The 19,394-nt window shown below is 42.2% G+C and carries 18 protein-coding genes; all 18 read left to right on the top strand.

Features of this window, described 5'->3' with window-relative positions; all coding sequences use genetic code 11:
- Nucleotides 1-27 precede the first annotated feature (27 nt).
- Nucleotides 28-135 carry an RCKP-type rubredoxin-like domain-containing protein gene (locus tag F9B85_RS02360; RefSeq protein WP_151618078.1) on the top strand — a complete coding sequence of 36 codons (108 nt, stop codon included), beginning with the start codon at nucleotides 28-30 and terminating at the stop codon, nucleotides 133-135.
- A 117-nt stretch (nucleotides 136-252) separates the two neighbouring features.
- Nucleotides 253-1,374, top strand: coding sequence for a DUF362 domain-containing protein (locus F9B85_RS02355; RefSeq protein ID WP_151618076.1), 1,122 nt, complete (start codon nucleotides 253-255; stop codon nucleotides 1,372-1,374).
- A gap of 81 nt (nucleotides 1,375-1,455) precedes the next feature.
- Nucleotides 1,456-1,857 carry a Fur family transcriptional regulator gene (locus F9B85_RS02350; RefSeq protein WP_151618074.1) on the top strand — a complete coding sequence of 134 codons (402 nt, stop codon included), beginning with the start codon at nucleotides 1,456-1,458 and terminating at the stop codon, nucleotides 1,855-1,857.
- A gap of 136 nt (nucleotides 1,858-1,993) precedes the next feature.
- Nucleotides 1,994-2,512 (top strand): DUF4912 domain-containing protein, encoded by a 519-nt coding sequence (locus tag F9B85_RS02345; RefSeq protein WP_170270100.1) that lies wholly within the window; start codon nucleotides 1,994-1,996, stop codon nucleotides 2,510-2,512.
- On the top strand, nucleotides 2,502-4,136 hold the full coding sequence (locus F9B85_RS02340) for a glycoside hydrolase family 57 protein (RefSeq protein WP_151618071.1): 1,635 nt from the start codon (nucleotides 2,502-2,504) through the stop codon (nucleotides 4,134-4,136). Before F9B85_RS02345 ends, F9B85_RS02340 begins: the two co-directional genes overlap by 11 nt.
- Before the next feature lie 13 nt (nucleotides 4,137-4,149).
- Nucleotides 4,150-5,376: a glycosyltransferase family 4 protein gene (locus F9B85_RS02335; RefSeq protein ID WP_151618069.1), complete on the top strand. Its 1,227-nt coding sequence runs from the start codon at nucleotides 4,150-4,152 to the stop codon at nucleotides 5,374-5,376.
- Between the two features lie 139 nt (nucleotides 5,377-5,515).
- Nucleotides 5,516-6,658, top strand: coding sequence for a M28 family metallopeptidase (locus F9B85_RS02330; RefSeq protein ID WP_151618067.1), 1,143 nt, complete (start codon nucleotides 5,516-5,518; stop codon nucleotides 6,656-6,658).
- Between the two features lie 5 nt (nucleotides 6,659-6,663).
- Complete coding sequence (locus tag F9B85_RS02325) at nucleotides 6,664-7,683, top strand: ThiF family adenylyltransferase (RefSeq protein ID WP_151618065.1); 1,020 nt, start codon at nucleotides 6,664-6,666, stop codon at nucleotides 7,681-7,683.
- Nucleotides 7,684-7,703: 20 nt separating this feature from the next.
- Complete coding sequence (locus F9B85_RS02320; RefSeq protein ID WP_207707017.1) at nucleotides 7,704-8,255, top strand: UbiX family flavin prenyltransferase; 552 nt, start codon at nucleotides 7,704-7,706, stop codon at nucleotides 8,253-8,255.
- A gap of 163 nt (nucleotides 8,256-8,418) precedes the next feature.
- The gene (mraZ, locus tag F9B85_RS02315; RefSeq protein ID WP_151618063.1) at nucleotides 8,419-8,850 is read left to right on the top strand and encodes a division/cell wall cluster transcriptional repressor MraZ; all 432 of its coding nucleotides are present in this window, start codon (nucleotides 8,419-8,421) and stop codon (nucleotides 8,848-8,850) included.
- 62 nt (nucleotides 8,851-8,912) lie between these two features.
- Nucleotides 8,913-9,851 (top strand): 16S rRNA (cytosine(1402)-N(4))-methyltransferase RsmH, encoded by a 939-nt coding sequence (gene rsmH, locus F9B85_RS02310; RefSeq protein ID WP_151618061.1) that lies wholly within the window; start codon nucleotides 8,913-8,915, stop codon nucleotides 9,849-9,851.
- Between the two features lie 47 nt (nucleotides 9,852-9,898).
- Nucleotides 9,899-10,438, top strand: coding sequence for an FtsB/FtsL family cell division protein (locus tag F9B85_RS02305; RefSeq protein WP_151618059.1), 540 nt, complete (start codon nucleotides 9,899-9,901; stop codon nucleotides 10,436-10,438).
- 107 nt (nucleotides 10,439-10,545) lie between these two features.
- The gene (locus F9B85_RS02300; RefSeq protein ID WP_243138039.1) at nucleotides 10,546-12,714 is read left to right on the top strand and encodes a stage V sporulation protein D; all 2,169 of its coding nucleotides are present in this window, start codon (nucleotides 10,546-10,548) and stop codon (nucleotides 12,712-12,714) included.
- Between the two features lie 57 nt (nucleotides 12,715-12,771).
- Nucleotides 12,772-14,316, top strand: a complete 1,545-nt coding sequence (locus F9B85_RS02295; protein WP_243138038.1) for a UDP-N-acetylmuramoyl-L-alanyl-D-glutamate--2,6-diaminopimelate ligase — start codon at nucleotides 12,772-12,774, stop codon at nucleotides 14,314-14,316.
- Nucleotides 14,303-15,787: a UDP-N-acetylmuramoyl-tripeptide--D-alanyl-D-alanine ligase gene (locus tag F9B85_RS02290; RefSeq protein WP_151618055.1), complete on the top strand. Its 1,485-nt coding sequence runs from the start codon at nucleotides 14,303-14,305 to the stop codon at nucleotides 15,785-15,787. Before F9B85_RS02295 ends, F9B85_RS02290 begins: the two co-directional genes overlap by 14 nt.
- Nucleotides 15,788-15,808: 21 nt before the next feature.
- Complete coding sequence (gene mraY / locus F9B85_RS02285) at nucleotides 15,809-16,774, top strand: phospho-N-acetylmuramoyl-pentapeptide-transferase (protein ID WP_151618053.1); 966 nt, start codon at nucleotides 15,809-15,811, stop codon at nucleotides 16,772-16,774.
- A gap of 26 nt (nucleotides 16,775-16,800) precedes the next feature.
- Nucleotides 16,801-18,183, top strand: a complete 1,383-nt coding sequence (gene murD, locus F9B85_RS02280) for a UDP-N-acetylmuramoyl-L-alanine--D-glutamate ligase (protein ID WP_243138037.1) — start codon at nucleotides 16,801-16,803, stop codon at nucleotides 18,181-18,183.
- Nucleotides 18,184-18,265: 82 nt separating this feature from the next.
- Nucleotides 18,266-19,366, top strand: a complete 1,101-nt coding sequence (gene ftsW, locus F9B85_RS02275) for a putative lipid II flippase FtsW (RefSeq protein WP_151618051.1) — start codon at nucleotides 18,266-18,268, stop codon at nucleotides 19,364-19,366.
- The last annotated feature ends 28 nt before the right edge of the window (nucleotides 19,367-19,394 follow it).

Raw genomic sequence — 19,394 nt, 5'->3', positions numbered from 1 at the left:
ATTACTAACAAAAAGGGAGAGATTTCCATGGCAGTCTATAAGTGTGAAAAATGTGGCGAAGTGATTGAAAAGCGTTGTAAGCCTGGCAAATGTCCTAAATGTGGTGCTACAAAAGACGAACTAATCAAGCAATAAGATAAATAAATAAATAAATAAAGCCTCTGTATTAACTAGTATAGAGATAAACATACAGAAGCGATCATGAGCAGGGGTAATACCCTGCTTTTTTTATAAGGAGGACTTATTTAATCAATGTCGGATGTTTATTTTGTTTCACGAAGAGCCAAAGCTGGCAAAGGTCTGGTAGACAAGTTGCGTATTCTGATGGGTAAAGCTGGTCTTATGAAAGTAATCGAACCTAAAGATTTAGTTGCTCTTAAACTTCATTTTGGAGAGAGAGGTAATACGGCTACCATTAGACCACCTTTTATTGGAGCTGTAGTTGAGCAGGTTCGCAAGCAAGGTGGTAAACCTTTTTTAACTGATACTAATACGCTCTATCGTGGTTCTCGTGCCAATTCTGTTGATCATTTAGATACGGCCATGGAAAACGGTTATGCTTATGCTGTCGTCAAAGCTCCTATTGTGATTGCTGACGGTTTAAACGGTAAAGACTACCGCAATATACCTATCGATGGCAAGCATCTAAAAGAAGTAAAAATTGCCTCAGCTGGTTTAGATGCTGATAGTATGATTGTTTTATCGCACTTTAAGGGTCATGAATTGACTGGTTTTGGTGGCTCTATTAAGAATATGGCTATGGGCCTTGCTTCACGTTCAGGAAAATTGATTCAACACTCTGACGTCAAACCTATAGTAGGTGAGAAATGTAAGTCCTGTGCCAAATGCGTTCCCTGGTGTCCTGTTGATGCCATATCTATGGGAGAAAGAGCTGTTATCGCTGGAGAGCGTTGCATTGGTTGTGGTGAATGCACGGTTACTTGTCCTCACAAAGCGATTGCGATTAACTGGGGTCAAGAAGGAGTCTTATTACAAGAAAAGATGGCCGAGTATGCTTATGGTGCTATCAAAGACAAGTTGGAAAAAGGTAAAATCGCTTTTGTTAACTTTGTAACTGATGTAACGCCTGAATGTGATTGTTGTTCTTGGAGTGATACCCCTATAGTAGCAGACATAGGTATATTAGCTTCTTTTGACCCTGTGGCCCTCGATCAGGCTTGTTACGATTTGGTCAACGAAGCGCCAGGTTTGCTGAATAATCGCATAGAAGATCAAAACCCTGCAGGGGCCGGTGCAGGTAAAGATAAGTTTCGAGCCATCCATCCTAATGTGGATGGGACTGTACAACTAGAACATGGCCAAGCTATCGGTTTAGGAAAGAGAACTTACAAGCTCATTCCTTTGCCGGAATAATTGACAACTCCAGCATTTTTACGTATTATGAATATATAGTTATTATTCTCATTACTAATATGCTGGAGGGGGTGTATTGAAGTGAGTGTCGCTGGAACACGTTTGACCAAACAGAAATCATTGATTCTTGATCTTATACTAGGCACCAAATGCCATCCGACAGCAGACTGGGTTTATCAAGAAGCGAGACAGCATATTCCTGACATTAGTTTAGGTACAGTTTATCGCAATTTGAATGCCCTTGCTAATCAGGGGCTGATCCGAGAAATGAATTACGCCGGTTCAAGCTCTCGTTATGATGGTGATGTATCTCAACACTATCACTTCACTTGTCAATCTTGTGGTAATGTTTTTGATTTACCCCTAGAAGCTTTTACAATGATTGATAATCTAGTTGAAGAACAAGAAGGTCACAGCGTAGAAGCCCATCGCTTAGAATTTTATGGAACTTGTAAAACCTGTAAAATAGAAGAAAAGCAATGAAATATTAAGCATACCACCGAAGATTTATCTTTGGTGGTATTTTTATGGGAAAATCTTAATACTACGTTCTTGTCTGGCTTTGTTATAATGGAAGAGAGCAATGTCTTTGGTGATATTTTGGAGGGGGAGAAGAATCATGGGCGGATTACCACGTTCTTACGGTCAAGATTGTCTCGGAGTACTAGTCCAAGATCTTTTTCATATCTATGTCTACTGGGAGTTAACAGAGGAGACTAGACAGAAAGCTTTATCGTTAAGGAACTTGAATGTAGATTCTCCCTGCCAAATCCGGGTTCAGCAATTTGTAGAAGAGAATGACAGCATGGAGTGGCAGAAAGTTTACCAGGCTGAACTTCCTTTTGGCGCCGATCACTGGTATCTTAGTGGACTTGTGCCTGCTATGATTTATCGTATTCAGATTGGTATTCAAGATGGGGAGAGTTTTCAGGAGCTCTTAACATCGGAGCAAGTGCACATGCCACCAGGGATAAGCGGTCATCGTCGAAGCTGGGGTCGAGCACATTCTATTGTTGGTGGAGTAGCACCGATAGAAGTTACAGTACCTGTAGAAGAAAGTACGGAGAGTTATAGCTCATCAGATCTGGTTGCAGAACCAGCAGTGGCAGAAAGGAGCGCCTCTTACTTTGAAGGTTAAAGGATACTGGGCATTAGTTCTCCATGGGCATTTGCCCTACGTTCGTCATCCGGAATTACCAGAGTACCTAGAGGAACGTTGGTTTTTTGAGGCATTAACGGAGTGTTACCTACCCTTTACAGATACTTGGTTGCGTTTGCGTGCAGAAGGTCTATCTTACCGACTTACCTTCTCTGTATCACCACCACTTGCCGCCATGTTGACTGATGCACTATTGCAAGATCGCTATTTACGCTATTTAGATAAAATGATTCTCCTAGGTAAGGAAGAGGAGCAACGGACAGAAGGGGACGATGACTTTGCTCCTCTTGCTAAGATGTACCGTGAAAAACTAGAGAGATTTCGTCAACTATATCAAGACTGGGGTTGTCAGATTACAGAAGCCTGGCGCTCTTTAGCGCAGAGTGGTCATCTCGATCTATGGACTTCTTCTGCTACTCATGCTTTCTTGCCTTATGCTTCTGAAGCTAGCTGGCGTCCACAAATTCGTACAGCTGTAGAGCAACATAAAAAGATTTTTGGTATTGCTCCTCATGGCATATGGTTGCCTGAATGTGCTTACCAGCCTGGCATTGAGCGTCTCTTATCTCAGGAAGGTTTAAAATGTTTTGTTGTTGATCATGGCGCCTTCCAAAGAGCTTATCCAGAAGAAGCTAATCTTTACGAACCCCTTCATCTAGGCGGTGGAGTCTCTGCTTTTGCCAGAGATCCGGAAACATCTAGACAAGTGTGGGATAAGAATTCCGGTTATCCTGGTGATTATGATTATCGTGAGTTTTATCGTGATATTGGTTATGATCTTCCTTACGACTATGTAGCGCCTTTTTTAGCTGGTCCTGATCGAGCTGACACAGGATTTAAGTATTATCGAATTACAGGCTCTGGCGATCACAAAGAACCTTATAAACCTGACTGGGCCACCTCAAAAATTAACAGCCATAGCGATAATTTTCGTTTCAATAGAGAAGTACAAATAGAATTTCTTCAAGAACAACAAAATAAACCACCTCTTGTGCTTTCTCCTTATGACGCGGAACTTTTTGGTCACTGGTGGTATGAAGGACCTGAATTTTTAGAAGCTTTATTGCGACGCTTTGCTGATGGTCAATCTTCTGTCTCTTTGACGACCCCTCGTCGTTACATTGAAGAGCATGGTCAAGGACCTGAAGGAAGGTTGCATTTCTCTACTTGGGGTGAGGAAGGTTTTGGCAAGGTGTGGGTAAACCCTACGAACGACTGGATTTACCGTCATCTTCATCAAGCAGAGAAAGAGATGGTAGCTCTTGCCGAAGCTTATCCCCAAGCTCAAGGTGATGTAAAAAGAGCATTAAACCAGGCGGCTAGGGAGTTAATGCTGGCGCAATCAAGTGACTGGGCTTTTATTATGTACACCGGAACAACTGTTGATTATGCCACAGTGCGGACTAAGGAACATTTAGAACTTTTCTGGAAGATTACAAGGTCGATTCGAGAAGGGTCAATTAATGTTATTGAGCTTTCCAAAGCCGAATGGAAACATCCTATCTTCCCCGATCTGGATTATCGCTACTATAACCGCACTTATAAGGAGAACATAAGTAGTCATAGTGACAAACCAAGACAAGTAGCACTTACCTTGATATAGAAGTAATGTGACGATGCATCAGGGAGCTGTCTGGATGCTCACTTGGGAGTATCCACCACGTGTAATGGGTGGCCTCGGTCGACATGTGGCCGATTTAAGTGAAGCTCTCGTTGCGCAAGGAATTCCTGTCCATGTATTTACTTGCCATGTGCCAGGTAGCCCTGATAAAGAAGTAGTTAATGGTGTAATTGTTCACCGTTTGCATGTACATGGAAGGTCCTTGCAAGAAGATTTTCTTGGATGGGTGTGGCAATTTAACTTTGCTCTCTTAGATGCTATTCTAGATGAAGTAGGCATAGAGATGCCTGCAGTGATTCATGCTCATGATTGGCTAGTGGCTATGGCCGCGAGAGAAAGTCAACGATTACTGCATATTCCATTGGTAACTACTATTCATGCCACAGAACACGGTAGGCAGAGAGGAATTCATAACGATCTTCAGAGCTACATTCATGGTGTAGAGTTAGAACTTGTATCTATTACCGATAAGCTCATTGCTTGTTCTGAATATATGACCAGAGAAATTTCATCTCTTTTTGGCATTTCACCTGCTGAGATTGCTATTATCCCTAATGGTGTCGATTCTAAGAAAGTTTTATCATCCTTAGGAGATAGTCTGTCAATTCAATCTTTTGTAGCTGACGATGATGAAATGATTTTTTACATTGGAAGACTTTTCTCCGAAAAAGGTGTGCAAGTTTTATTACAAGCATTCCCCACAATACTAGCCCGTCGACCCAAGGCGCGCCTAGTTATTGCTGGTAAAGGCCCTATGGAAAAAGAATTGTGTCAATGGGTGCAGTCATCTAATTTAGAACAAAGGGTTACTTTCACAGGCTTCATTGAAGATGAACAACGTAACGCTCTACTTAAGAGAGCTGATGTTGCTGTATTCCCAAGTCTCTATGAACCTTTCGGAATTGTTGCTTTAGAAGCGATGGCGGCAAGCGTTCCTGTTGTGGCCAGCGATACTGGGGGCTTAGGTGAAATTATCCGAAACGGTGAGAATGGTCTAAAAGTAGCACCTAACAATGATGGACAATTGGCAGAAGCAATCGTGCAAGTGTTAGAAAATCCTCAGCTAGCGCAGAGAATGGTCCTGAAAAGTCAGGAAGAGCTACGGAGTATTTACGACTGGAACAAAATTGCCATAGATACTATGGACGTATATGGCAAAGCAATTGAAGAAGCTGAAGAAGTACGAAAGGGCCTTTTAGCCAAAGCGCAAAGAGTTGGATAATGAACAATTGCAATGCCCAAACCTTCCCTGCTCTTGAATAGAAGGATCTGAAGGGGTTCTGTCAAAGTATTGTTAAGAACAATAACCTTGTAGAAAACTTTCTTGATATAGAAAGTCCGAAAGTGAGGCTTTCATAACAGTGACAGGGAAAGGTAATAACCCTTGGGGGGAACGACCTCCTCGGGCTCCCATAGATGACGAAGAGACTTATGAGCAAAAGGTAAGGCCAGCGGAAAAAGCACCCTCGTCGCAGGTAAGCAGACGGCGCTTTCTTGTTACGGGGGTTGCTACGGCGGCCCTTTCCTTAACGGCTTTAGGCTGGCATTTTGGTCGTGATTTTTTTTATGGTCCTACATCAGAAGTTTTGATGCCCTTAGAAGCTATGGCACAGGACCGTCAAGGTCCTTGTGATCTGGCTGTTATGATGGATCATATTGCTACTTTGAGTCAGCCTGCTTTTGAAGGTCGCTTAGCTGGTACAGCTGGTGAAGCGAGAGCAGGGGAGTATATTGCCCGTCTATGGGAAAGATGGGACTTAGAACCACGGGGTGACGCGGCAACGTACTTTCAGACTTTTGCAATCCCACCCTTGACGCTCATTGAAGATGGAGAGCGAGCGAGATTACAGCCTACTGCAGGACCTAGTAATGTGGCTGACAATCTAATTGGATTTTTACCTGGTCGCGATCCTTTTTTACGTCAACAAGTTGTGGTTTTATCAGCCCACTATGATCATTTAGGACAGTGGGGTAATCGCTTCTATGGTGGTGCGAATGATAATGGCAGTGGCGTAGCTCTGTTGTTAGAGCTTGCTCGCCAGATGACACAGCGGCGACCAAGACGTAGTGTTGCTTTTATCGCTTTTTCTGGTGAGGAAGCAGGATTGTTAGGCTCAAGACACTATGTCAACCACGCTAGTATTCCCTTGGAGCACATGGTGGCTTTGATTAATTTGGATACCTTAGCTAACGGCAATGCTGAAGATTTCATCTATTGGTCTGCTAATGCTCTGCCTTGGCAAGATAAAATTCATGCTATTGCTGAGGATTGTGGAATTCGTATTAACCATCAAAGTACTGATCGAAACAGCAGTGACCACCGACCTTTTGAAGAAAAGGGCGTACCAGCTATGACCATATTGTCGAATCAGTGGCTTCATAAAAACCATACTGTAGATGATGACATCAGCTTGATCAATCCCGAAAAATTACAAAAAATTGCCAACTGGACTTGGCAAATGACTTATGCACTAGCTGATGATGGAGATAATGTAGGCGGGTGACAAGCTTGGAACGATATGCAAAACAGATTCGCTTTGCTCCTATAGGTGAAGAAGGGCAAAGAAAGCTTCAACAAGCAAGAGTATTAATTGCTGGTATGGGTGCTCTAGGTACTCATCTTGCTAATAGCCTTGCTCGCGCTGGCGTAGGTTATCTAAAAGTAATTGATCGTGACTTTGTAGAATTATCAAATTTACAAAGGCAAGTTCTATATGATGAAGAAGATGTTGAAGAGATCTTACCAAAAGCTATAGCGGCTCAGCGGAAGTTAGAAAAGATAAATTCTTCTATTGTTGTTGAAGCTGAAGTTGTTGATATTAGTTGGGCTAATGTACAACAACATTTTGAAGGTATCGATCTAGTTGTTGATGGCAGTGATAACTTTGAATTGCGCTTTCTAATCAACGATTGTGCGGTGAAGAAAAAAATACCTTGGATCTATGGTGGTATTACAGGCTCACAAGGTATGGCTATGGTGATTCGCCCTTTTGAAGGACCTTGCTTACGATGCATTATGCCTAAAGCACCAACGCCAGGTTCTATGCCTACCTGTGATACAGCAGGTGTGCTTGGGCCAACGGTCCAGATGGTAACAGCTTTTCAAACTGCTGAAGCTATAAAGGTTCTTACGGGTCAAGATGATAAAGTATGCCAAGGCTTGCTTAACATTGACTTATGGACTTCTCGTTATGAAGTCTTTGATTTGTCTAAGGCTTCACGACCTCAATGCCCCGCTTGTGGACAAGGTGAGTTTCCTTTCTTAGAAGGAAGAGAAGAAATACAAGTAACGCCTATATGTGGTTCTAATGCAGTGCAAATCAATCCTGTTGGCGAGAAAAAGCTTAATTTACAAGATATTGCGCGAAGATTAGCCTCATTAGGTGAAATATCTCAAAATCCTTATCTACTAAAGTTCAATGCTGATGGTCAGGAAATGGTGCTTTTCATGGATGGACGAGCTATGCTTAAGGGAACACAAGATTCGGTTAAAGCTAAGAGTTTCTATAGTCGTTATGTTGGTTTTTGATTAGGAGTGCGGCAATAATCGTGGAATGGATTGTAGGAATTACGGGAGCTAGTGGTGCTATCTATGCCCTTCGATTGCTCGATGTTATGAAGAAATCAGATTATCGTCCTCACCTGATTGTTTCAGCGGCAGGAGAAAGGGTTATCCAAGAAGAGTCGGGATTGACCTTAGATGAAGTGTCAGAAGGATGCCAGCTCTACTCTGTTTATGATGTGGGAGCGTCTATTGCGTCAGGTTCTTTTCCTGCTCGAGGTATGATTGTATTGCCCTGCTCTATGCATGCCCTAGCCGCTATGTCTTTAGGATTAGCTGATAATCTGTTAACCCGCGCCGCTGATGTTACCTTAAAAGAAGGGCGTAAACTTATTGTAGTACCGAGAGAAACGCCCCTTCATGCTATACATCTTGAAAACATGGCGCGCCTAGCCAAAGCAGGAGCTACAATTGTGCCTGCTATGCCTGCTTTTTATCATGAGCCGAAGAGTATAGATGATCTTGTTGATTTTGTTGTGGGCAAAGTTCTAGATCAAGCTGGCATTGAACATGCTTTGTTCCAGCGATGGGGCTATTAATTTGATATAATAAAACCTTGTGAAGGACTTCAGTTTTAAGGACTGAAGTCCTTTTTTATATATTTCTCCCATATTTTTGCTTAACCTAGAAGGAAAAAAGATTCCTGTGTGGAACATAGTGGTGTGAAGTGGTAGTAAAGTGGGTTAAAGTGGTGGACAATCGATGTTCATGGGAGAATATCAACACAGCATTGATGGGAAAGGGCGGCTATTCTTGCCCTCTCGTTTTCGAGAAGCCCTGGGTGAACAATTCGTTGTAACCAAGGGCTTAGACGGCTGTCTTTTTATCTATCCTCCCGAAGAGTGGCGTCGGTTAGAAGAGAAAATTAAGAAGCTGCCTTTCACAAGAGCTGATGCACGTTCTTTCCAACGGTTCTTTTTCTCTGGAGCGGCAGAATGCGAATTAGATAAACAAGGGCGTTTTTTGTTGCCTCAACATTTGCGTCAATATGGTGTTTTAGAGAAAGATGTAATTATTATTGGGGTTGGAACTAGGATTGAGATCTGGAGTCAAGAACGTTGGCAAGAATATAACGAGCAAAGCGATATGGATTTTGAAGAAGTAGCTGAAAAGCTTGTTGATTTTGAGTTATAAGTGGCAAGCTAGTTTTACATTATAAATAACGAAGTTAGATATCACAGGAGGACTTGTAGATTATGAATTTTCACCACGTGCCTGTGCTTCTCCATGAAGTATTAGAATATTTACATCTGCAACCAGAAGGGATCTATCTTGATGGAACTTTAGGTGGAGCAGGACATAGCAAGGTTATTTTACAGAAGTTGCAGGGCCGTGGGCGGTTGATTGGATTAGATCAAGATCGAGAAGCATTAGCGGCAGCCGCACCTAGGCTGAAGGAATTTGCTTCGCAAGTCACCTTGGTGCAATCAAATTTTCGTCATCTAGAAAAAGTTGTCGAAGATTTAGGTCTCACAGGAACTCTAAATGGGATTTTGTTAGATATCGGTGTTTCTTCTCATCAGTTAGATGTAGCTGAACGAGGTTTTTCTTATCGACTTGATGGCCCTTTAGATATGCGGATGAATCAAGATAGTACAATTACAGCGGCTATGATGCTTAATGAATATAGTGAGGAAGATTTAAGTAAGATTTTTTGGAATTATGGGGAAGAGCGGTGGGGCAAGCGAATTGCCCAAAAAATTGTCAATAGAAGAGTGGACAAGCCTTTTGAAAGAACTGAAGAGCTTGTTGAGGTGATACGCCAAGCAATTCCAGCGGCGGCAAGGCAAGAAGGTGGTCATCCAGCGAAGCGAATCTTTCAGGCTCTGCGTATTGCTGTTAATGATGAACTAGGTGCTTTGCAAGAAGCTTTGCAAGGTGCTGTAAAAGCGCTTGCGCCAGGAGGAAGAATTGTTGTAATTACTTTCCACTCTTTGGAAGATCGTATGGTAAAGCAATTTTTTGCCGAACAAGCACATCGTTGTATTTGCCCACCGGCTTTACCTGTATGTGCCTGTGGTAAAGAAGCTCTGCTTAAAGTTTTAACGAAAAAACCAGTAGAAGCTTCATCGGAAGAATTAATTCACAATAAAAGAGCACAAAGTGCCAAGTTAAGAGCGGCACAAAAATTATAATGACAAGGATGTCCACAAGTTCTAATGTACAGGGAGGTTGAATAGTTTTGAAACAAGCCACGGCTCAAGTCCTGAAACCGATTGAGCATTATGATACAGCAGGCTCAAAGCAGGAAGAGCAGACAGTCATTGTGAAAAAGCGTCGGTCACGGAAGAATCAACGTAATTTGGTGGCGGCGACTTTGGTTTTAATGGGTTGCGGGTTGATGGTTGTGGCTCAGTACGCAGCAGTAGCCCATATGGGCAAAGAAGTGCAAGATATTCGACAAGAATTAACAGTAGAGCGAAATGCAGTAGATTATCTACAAGTTGAAATAAACCGCCTACAATCACTCGATAGAATTGAAAATATCGCCATGGTTCAACTCGGAATGCAAGCACCTACAGGAGCACAGATTGTGTCTGTACATAATAGTGGAGTGTCTAGTAAGACCGTAGCTGCTGTTGCAGAGGCTAAAGAGGTTAAAGAGGATGAAGTGGCCTTGACAGCAAAGCAAGAACCGCCCGTAGGGACAAATCCTCTGCTAGCGGCACTTACGCGTTTTTTTAGCAAACTATCTAATATTACTTTGCTTGCCCAATCCTGAGAAAAGCCTATTGCTCCTATGCGTACTTAACCCTATAATGTTTGTTGGACGGTCCGGTGATGCCAACCGACGGGTCCTCTCGGGTTACCCGGGAGGATTTGGTTTTTTTGGGTAAGGGAGAGGATACTGTGTTTGCTACACCTGTGCAGGTGAAAAAGCGTTCGACACAGCTTTTCTTAATTTTTGCAGTGTTAATGATTATTTTGATCGGTCGTTTGTTCTGGATTCAGGTTCTGCAGGGGGATTTTTACTCTGCTAAGGCAGAAGAAGTGCGTTTAAGAGATCTGCCTGTAGAAGCTAAGCGTGGTACAATTTATGATCGGAATATGCGTTCACTAGCTGTGTCCATCAGTGTTGATTCTGTAGTTGCCAATCCAGCTGAAGTTCGTCGGAGAGGGCAAGAACGTGAAACGGCTCAACATTTGAGTAGAATCTTAGAGATGGATGAAGAAGATGTTTACGAAAAAATTACGCGCAAAAATACAGGGTTTGTCTGGGTACTGAGAAAGGTAGATCCTGAAAAAGTAGCGCAGTTAAGACAGTTAAGCTTACCAGGCATTGATTATATACCTGAAAGCAGACGCTATTATGAGAAAGGCAAACTAGCTTCTCATATACTTGGCATTACTGATATTGACTCTCGTGGCTTAGAAGGCTTAGAGTTAATCTTTGATCAACAATTGCGAGGCATCCCTGGTAAGTTGGTAGCTGAATATGATGCGGCCAATCGGGAATTGCCTCAAGCTCAACATGCTTTTATTCGACCTGTTGATGGTCATGGTGTCGTGCTAACTATTGATGAGACTATACAATACATTGTGGAACGGGAGTTAGATAAGCTCGAACGAGAGCGTAATCCCAAAGGCGCAACTGTTATTGTGATGGAAGCCAAAACAGGACGAATTCTAGCTTTGTCGAATCGACCGACTTTCGATCCTAATGAACGACATCTTTATCCTGATGCATCTCGACGTAACAGGGCTATTAACGATATCTATGAACCAGGTTCGACATTCAAAATCGTGACAGCCGCTGCTGCTATGGAGGAAAGAGCTCTCGAAGATACAGAGCATTACCAGTGTCCTGGTTATATCATGGTAGACAAACAGCGTTTGCGCTGTTGGAAGCATGAGGGACATGGGCAACAAGATTTTGCAGAAGTAGTCCAAAACTCTTGTAACCCAGGCTTTGTAACGATCGGTATGAATTTAGGTTTAGATGGTTTTTACCGTTATCTTCACGCTTTTGGCTTTGGCACACCTACAGGAATTCCTATGAACGGTGAAGCAAGCGGGATTCTTGTGCCGCGTAATGCAGCCAAAACTATTGATTTAGCAACCATGTCCATTGGTCAGGCCAACGCTATGACACCGATTCAATTGATTACAGCTATATCTGCCGTAGCTAATGATGGGAAACTGATGAAGCCTCAGCTTGTTGAGAAAGTCATCGATGCCCAGGGCGCTGTTGTTGAGAAGTTTGAGCCTGAAATGGTAAGAAAAGTTGTCTCTAAAGAAACAGCTGAAGAGTTAAATTTAATTCTAGAGTCTGTAGTTACTTATGGTACAGGTCGAAATGCTTACCTAGAAGGTTACCGAGTAGGTGGAAAGACAGGAACAGCTCAAAAGATTAAGCCTGGTGGCGGATATATGGAAAGGGAATATGTAGCCTCTTTCGTTGGATTAGCACCAGCTAATGATCCAGAGATTGTTGCCCTTGTTGTTGTTGATGCTCCAGAAGGCATGCCTTATTACGGCGGTCTTGTGGCGGCGCCTATATTTAGAGCTATAATGGTTGACACTTTAAGACACTTAGGTATTCAACCACAAGTAGTAAATCAACAGGCACCTACAGCCATGATGTCTGAAGCAGTTCAAGAAGTGGTAGTCCCTCAACTTACAGGCTTAGATATTTATGAAGCAGAGCAAATCTTATCTGGTGTTACTCTTGGTGTAGCTTCAGAAGGTTTTGGAACGCGCGTTGTAGGTCAACTACCTAAAGCAGGAGAAGTTGTCTCACCTCGAACGGCTGTTATTTTATACTTAGACGACCATGAAGATGTATTCCAAACAGAAGAAGCAACAGAAACTATCTGTCCTGATGTACGCGGTAAAACTATACGTCAAGCTAGTGAGTTATTAACGAGAGCTGGTTTGTCTCTAGAGATATATGGCACAGGATTGGCTGGTAGTCAAAGTATAGAAGCAGGAACAAAAGTACCTGTAGGTACCGTAGTAAGAGTTGACTTCTTACCCCTCGATGAGCAAGGGCCGTAGTTTGTATAATAATAGAAAAAAAGGATATAATAAGTAGTTATGAGGGAGGGAACTGTCATGGAATTGGGCAAGGTCCTTGATGGAGTTAACATTAAAGAGGTACGTACTTATAAAGTTAATCATCCTAGAATCATGACCAAGCAACAGGATGGTGAGGATACCTCTTTGGCATTATTAAAAGAAGAAATCTCGGGCCTTGCCTATGATTCTAGGCAAGTTAAACCGGGCTTTCTCTTTTTTTGTATACCTGGCTTAAAGTTTGACGGCCATGACTTTGCCGCTCAAGCTGTAGCAAAAGGTGCTACTGTTCTAGTTGTAGAAAGATTTCTTAAATTAGAAGTCCCCCAAATTCTAGTTACTTCTAGTCGTGATAGTCTCAGTCAGGGGGCTTGCAATTTTCATAATAACCCCTCTCAAAAAATGTTAATGATCGGCATTACAGGTACTAATGGTAAGACAACAACGACTCATCTTGTGGAAGCAGTTTTGCGAGCTAAAGGCCTTTCCGTTGCCGTAATTGGAACGATAGGCAATCGACTAGGTGAGCGCTCCTGGCTAGCAACACATACAACACCAGAATCTTTAGATCTTCAAGCTTTATTGGCGAAGATGGAACATGCAGGTGCTCATGCAGTTGTCATGGAAGTATCATCGCATGCTCTAGATCAGGGTCGAGTTGATCATGTGGAATTCGATTACGCTATCTTTACAAACTTAACTCAAGATCATCTTGATTATCATGGAACGATAGAGAACTATCGAGAAGCCAAAAGTATTTTGTTCAAAAAGCTAGAACAAGGTGAAAAGAAGACTCCCAAGCGAGCAATCATCAATAATGATGACTTGCATGGGCCTTTCTTTTGTCAAGAATGTTCTGTACCCATAATTACCTATGGTCTTCATGAAGGGGCCATGATCAGAGGAACAAATTGTCTTGTAACGCCTAAAGGAGCTTCTTGTGACGTAACCTATCCGAGAGGGAAGGTTACAATGAAGTTACAATTAACAGGACTATTTAATTTATCTAATGCTCTTTCTGCTTTTGCAATTGCTTATGCAGAAGGTGTAGAAGAAAAGCAAATTATTGAAGCTCTTAGGGCAGTAAAAGGTGTACCAGGACGCTTTGAGACTGTTGATCAAGGGCAACCATTCAGCGTGATTGTTGATTATGCTCATACGCCTGATGGTTTAGAAAATGTTTTGATGACAGCAAAAAAAGTAGCTCGAAAAAGATTAATCACTGTTGTGGGCTGTGGCGGTGATCGCGATCGGACGAAACGCCCCAAAATGGGTTCCGTTGCAGCTCAATGGAGTGATTGGGTAGTGATCACTTCAGACAACCCCAGAACAGAGAAGCCAGAGCAAATTATTGAAGATATTTTACCGGGCATTCATGGTGTAACAGAGACTAGTTACGAAGTGATTGTAGATCGTAAATCTGCTATTAAGAGAGCTTTAATGCTTGCTGAAGCTGACGATCTCATATTGATTGCTGGAAAAGGTCACGAAACTTATCAAATCATCGGTACTGAAGTATTTCCTTTTGACGATCGTGAAGTAGCCACAGAAATACTGCGGGGGTTAGGCTATGAAAAAGCTTAAAATTATAGATTTAGCTCGCTGGATGAATGGTACTGTTTACGGCAATGAAGAAGCTGTTTTTTCTGGTCTTGCTCATATTGATAGTCGTCAATTGGCGCAGGGTGATTTATTTTTCGCCTTCATGGGTCAAAACACAGATGGCCATAATTTTATTCCGCAAGCTTTAAATAGCGGCGTTGCTGGTGCTGTTGTTCAAAAAATCGATAGCTTTTGGCTAGAACAACTAGGTCCTCAACAAGCCTTAATCGTAGTTAATGATGTATTACAAGCTGTGCAAGCAGCTGCTCGACAATATCGTCAGACTATGGATATTCCTGTGATCGCTGTAACCGGCTCAACAGGCAAAACATCGACTAAAGATCTGCTGGCTAGAGCATTAGAGAGTTCGCTCAAAGTTATGAAAAGTCCAGGGAATTTCAACAATGAGTTAGGCTTACCGCTTACTATTCTTTCGATGCAGCCAGACCATGAAGCGCTTGTGGTGGAAATGGGCATGCGTGGCCAAGGTCAAATTACAGAGCTATGTCAAATTGCCAAACCTACCATTGGTGTCTTGACTAATATTGGTCCTGTTCATTTAGAACTTTTAGGTTCAATGGAGGCTATTGCCAAGGCTAAAGGTGAATTGCTTCAGGCTTTACCTAGTGATGGATTAGCTGTTGTAAACGGTGAAGACAAGTTGGTTGTAGAACAAGCTCAACATGTTGCATGTCATAAGATTTTCTATAGTACTGATTATGACGATTTATTAAAGACCATTGAAGCTAGTAAAGAACCTGAAGAGGCAATTATTGAAGCTATTGTAGCTAAAAATATAGAATCTTTAGGTCTTGATGGTTCGAAAGTATCTTACCAGTGGATATGCTATCATAGAGATGGAAAAAAATGCGAAAAGTCGGAAGTGCAATCTTTTCAACTTTCTTTACCTGGTAAACATCAGGTTGCTAATGCACTATCGGCTATAGTCGTAGCCAGAAGGCTTAATGTTGAATTGACTAGAGCTTCTCAAGCTTTAGCTTCAGCTCGCCTCTCTTCTTTGCGCTGGGAAACTTATCGTCTAAGAGACAAGATTACACTGATTAATGATGCTTATAATGCTAATCCCACAGCTATGGTAGCAGCATTGAAAACTTTGTCCGAAATGGCTAAACAAGGCCGAAAAGTTGCAATACTTGGAGATATGTACGAGTTAGGTGAAGAAGCTGTTCTTTTTCATAATCAGGTGGGGGAGGAAGTTTATCGACAAGGTTACGATCTCCTCGTCACAATTGGTTCTCTAGGTTTACATATTGCCAAAGGTGCTTTACAAGCAGGGATGGAAGAAGAAAAAATTTACACTTATTCATCTCGCCAAGATAGTACTGAATCGACAGCAGAATTGCTTCAGGAAGGAGACTATGTGCTTGTAAAAGCCTCTCGTGGTATGGGCTTAGAGAGTTTAGTTGCTGTCCTGGTTAAAGATCTAAGCTGATGCCTGAAGGGAAGAGATAAGATGGAATCATTGTTCTATGCTTTTATAATTGCATCTGCCATAGGATTGATAACAGGACCATGGTTAATTCCTTTCTTAAGACGGCTTAAGTTTGGTCAGAGTATTCGAGAAGATGGCCCAAAAGGTCATTTAATTAAAGCAGGAACGCCTACGATGGGTGGTATTCTATTTCTCTTTGCCATCCCCTTAGGTGCATTAGTGCCTCATGGTTACTCTACAGAAATGGCCATGTTATTATTAGGAACTCTTGGCTTTGGTCTTATAGGTTTTACAGATGATTTTATTAAAGTTGTTAAAAAGCGTAACTTAGGGTTACGTGCCTACCAGAAAATAACAGGTCAGCTGGTCATCTCAGCGTTGTTGATATATGGTATTGTCCATTTGCTTGATAGGGGTACAGCCCTGTACATTCCTTTCATGAATGCTTGGTGGGATGTAGGCATTTGGTACTATGTCCTCGCTCTTTTCCTTATTGTCGGTACAACTAATGCTGTGAATTTGGCTGATGGTCTTGATGGGCTGGCTGCTGGCATGACTTTCTGGGTTGCTCTTGCTTTCGCAGTAATAGCTTCTGCGGAAAGAGCTACCGACGCCGCTATTTTTGCTTCTGCTTTAGCAGGTGGTTGTATTGGTTTTTTGTTCTTCAATCGCTATCCAGCTCGTATGTTTATGGGAGACACAGGCTCTCTTGCTCTAGGGGGGGCGATAGCAGCTCTAGCTATGATTACACGTACGGAGCTTATTTTGCCACTCTTAGGTGCTGTTTTCGTAGCGGAAGCTCTTTCTGTAATCTTACAAGTAGCTTCATTTAAACTTACGGGAAAGCGTATTTTTCGTATGAGTCCATTGCATCATCACTTTGAACTAGGTGGATGGCGCGAAGAAACGGTAGTGTATACTTTTTGGGCCGCCTCACTTGTTGCTGCATCACTAGGAACAATGTTAGCCTTTAATATTCGATTTTGACGGTTCAGGAAGGGATGAAATAATCTTTGAAGGAATTGCAGTTAAAAAACAATAAAGTTCTTGTTGTGGGCGCTGGAAAAAGTGGCCTCGCTGCCGCCAGAGCTCTTGCTAATAAAGGTGCTCAAGTTACTTTATGTGATACAAAGCCACGTGAAGCTATGAATGTACCTGAAGATTTTGCTGAACGGGGCATTGAGATTTACGGAGGTGGCTATCCTGAACTTCTTGAACATGCTTTTCAAGAAGTTGTTATGAGTCCAGGCGTTCCTCTTACAGTAGCACCAGCACAATCAGCTCTCGAAGAAGGCATTAAAATTACTGGTGAGTTAGAGCTTGCTTTTCAAATATCAAAGGCGCCTTTTATTGCCATTACAGGAACGAATGGAAAGACAACGACTACTTCATTAATGGGCGCTATACTGGAAGAAGCAGGTTGGGACCCTCTGGTAGGTGGAAATATTGGCTCACCTCTTGTGGAAGAAGTAGAAAGTTTATCAGCTCATCAGTGGGTTGTGGCTGAAGTATCGTCTTTTCAATTGGAAACTGTTCAACGTTTTCATCCAAAAGTAGCGATGATTCTAAATATTACACCTGATCATCTTGATCGTCACGGTACGATGGAAGAGTACAGCGCAATTAAACGCCGTATCTATGCCAAACAAGGTGCTGACGATATAACTGTTCTTAATGGAGACGATCCTCTTTTGAAGCCTTTTATCAGTTCTTGCCCTGGGCAAGTCTATACCTTTAGTACTAAAGGTATAGTAGAGAGAGGAGCTTTTTTTGATGGTGAGCAAATTTGCTTTGTCTCTTCAGCAGGAACTTTATCTCTCCTAAAGGTAAAAGATATGCAAATCCGAGGACTTCATAATATTGAAAATGCCATGGCGGCATCTACGGCGGCTTTAGCTTTAGGAATTGCGCCTGCTACTGTTATTGAAGCTTTGAAGAAATTTAGACCTGTAGAGCATCGCATGGAGCCAGCTGGAGTTGTTGCTGATGTTACCTATGTGAATGATTCCAAAGGGACTAATCCTGATGCGGCTATTAAAGCAATAGAGTCTTATGAGCAACCTATAGTGCTTATAGCTGGTGGCAAGAATAAAGGAAGCGACTTTTCTCAATTAGCAGAAGTGATAAGTAAGAAAGTTAAAGCAGTTATTTTAGTGGGAGAAGCGACTTCAGCAATAAAAAAAGCTTTGCTCGCTCAAGGTTACAATGATGACGCTATTGTAGAAGTTCAAGACTTTGCTAAGACGGTACAAAAGTCAGCAGAGTTCGCAGAGCCAGGTGATGTTGTCTTGTTAAGTCCTGCTTGTGCTAGCTGGGATATGTTCCCAAGTTATGAGGTGCGTGGTAGATTGTTCAAAAGTCTAGTCCAAGAATTGAAAGCAGAAAAGAATCTATGAAAGCACAATTAAGTAGACTCTAGGGCAAGAATAGTTTCCTCTATAAAAGCTTTTTGAAAGTAAGGTCGAGAGGAGGGAGGCAATGCGTCTCAAAGCGAGAGCACCTGACTTTATTATATTTTTGTCTGTCATTCTCTTATTGACCTTTGGTATTATCATGGTATTAAGTGCCAGTTCTGTAAAGGCCGCTTATATGTTTAACGATCCTTATTACTTTTTTAAGCGACAAACCATGTGGGCGCTCCTTGGAATTGGTGTTATGCTTCTGATGATGCGTTTGGACTATCGAAAGCTAGCTCCTTATAGCAAGTGGTTTATTATTGGTAGCTTTGCTCTTTTGATTGCTGTCTTGTTGCCAGGTCTAGGTAAGACTGTCTCAGGATCAACAAGGTGGTTGAATTTAGGACCACTAGCTTTTCAACCTTCTGAATTAATCAAACTAGCTGTAGTTATTTTTGTTGCCCACAGGCTATCTAGAGCAGGTTATAAGCTAACTAATTTGTTTGCTGGTCTGGGGCCCTACCTTGTTTTGATGGCCGCTATTGCAGGGCTTATCCTTTTACAACCTGATCTGGGCACGGCTATGGCCATTTGTGGCACTATTTATGTGATGCTTTATGTGGCTGGGGCTAGGAAAAGCCATATGATCTCGCTAGGGGTCATTGGAGTAGTTTTAATTGCCATGGCCGCTATCTTAGAGCCTTATCGAATGCGCCGTATTACAGGCTTTCTTGATCCTTGGGCAGATCCACTAGGTACAGGTTTTCATACTTTGCAATCTCTTTTTGCTTTAGGTTCTGGTGGTCTTTTTGGTTCAGGCTTAGGCCAAAGTAAACAAAAGTATTTCTACTTACCGGAGAATCATACGGACTTTTTATTCGCAATATTGGGTGAAGAGCTGGGTATGTTAGGTGGTACATTTGTTATTCTTTTATTCTTTGTACTTATCTGGCGTGGTTTACGAGTTGCTATTACTTGTCCGGACTCTTTTGGAAGTTTACTAGCTGTAGGACTTACTTGCCAAGTGGGTTTGCAGGCTATTCTCAATATGGGTGTTGTAACAGGTCTTTTGCCTGTCACAGGTATTACCTTACCTTTTCTCTCCTATGGAGGCTCTTCTCTAGTCTTTACTTTAGCCGGCATAGGCTTGTTGTTGAACATATCACGATTTACTCCCCGTTAGGGCTTTTCCTTTCTAAGGAAAAAGAAAG

It is taken from the genome of Heliorestis acidaminivorans (assembly GCF_008933955.1).
Lineage (GTDB): Bacteria > Bacillota > Desulfitobacteriia > Heliobacteriales > Heliobacteriaceae > Heliorestis > Heliorestis acidaminivorans.
Note: the sequence above shows the minus strand (reverse complement) of the source record. Positions and strands in the feature narration are given on the sequence as shown.

Excerpts from the sequence above, each read along its gene's own strand:
- rsmH (WP_151618061.1), top strand. The coding sequence starts at position 8,913 with ATGAATTTTCACCACGTGCCTGTGCTTCTCCATGAAGTATTAGAATAT.
- ftsW (WP_151618051.1), top strand. The coding sequence starts at position 18,266 with ATGCGTCTCAAAGCGAGAGCACCTGACTTTATTATATTTTTGTCTGTC.
- mraY (WP_151618053.1), top strand. The coding sequence starts at position 15,809 with ATGGAATCATTGTTCTATGCTTTTATAATTGCATCTGCCATAGGATTG.
- mraZ (WP_151618063.1), top strand. The coding sequence starts at position 8,419 with ATGTTCATGGGAGAATATCAACACAGCATTGATGGGAAAGGGCGGCTA.
- F9B85_RS02295 (WP_243138038.1), top strand. The coding sequence starts at position 12,772 with ATGGAATTGGGCAAGGTCCTTGATGGAGTTAACATTAAAGAGGTACGT.
- F9B85_RS02345 (WP_170270100.1), top strand. The coding sequence starts at position 1,994 with ATGGGCGGATTACCACGTTCTTACGGTCAAGATTGTCTCGGAGTACTA.
- F9B85_RS02355 (WP_151618076.1), top strand. The coding sequence starts at position 253 with ATGTCGGATGTTTATTTTGTTTCACGAAGAGCCAAAGCTGGCAAAGGT.
- F9B85_RS02360 (WP_151618078.1), top strand. The coding sequence starts at position 28 with ATGGCAGTCTATAAGTGTGAAAAATGTGGCGAAGTGATTGAAAAGCGT.
- F9B85_RS02335 (WP_151618069.1), top strand. The coding sequence starts at position 4,150 with ATGCATCAGGGAGCTGTCTGGATGCTCACTTGGGAGTATCCACCACGT.
- F9B85_RS02290 (WP_151618055.1), top strand. The coding sequence starts at position 14,303 with ATGAAAAAGCTTAAAATTATAGATTTAGCTCGCTGGATGAATGGTACT.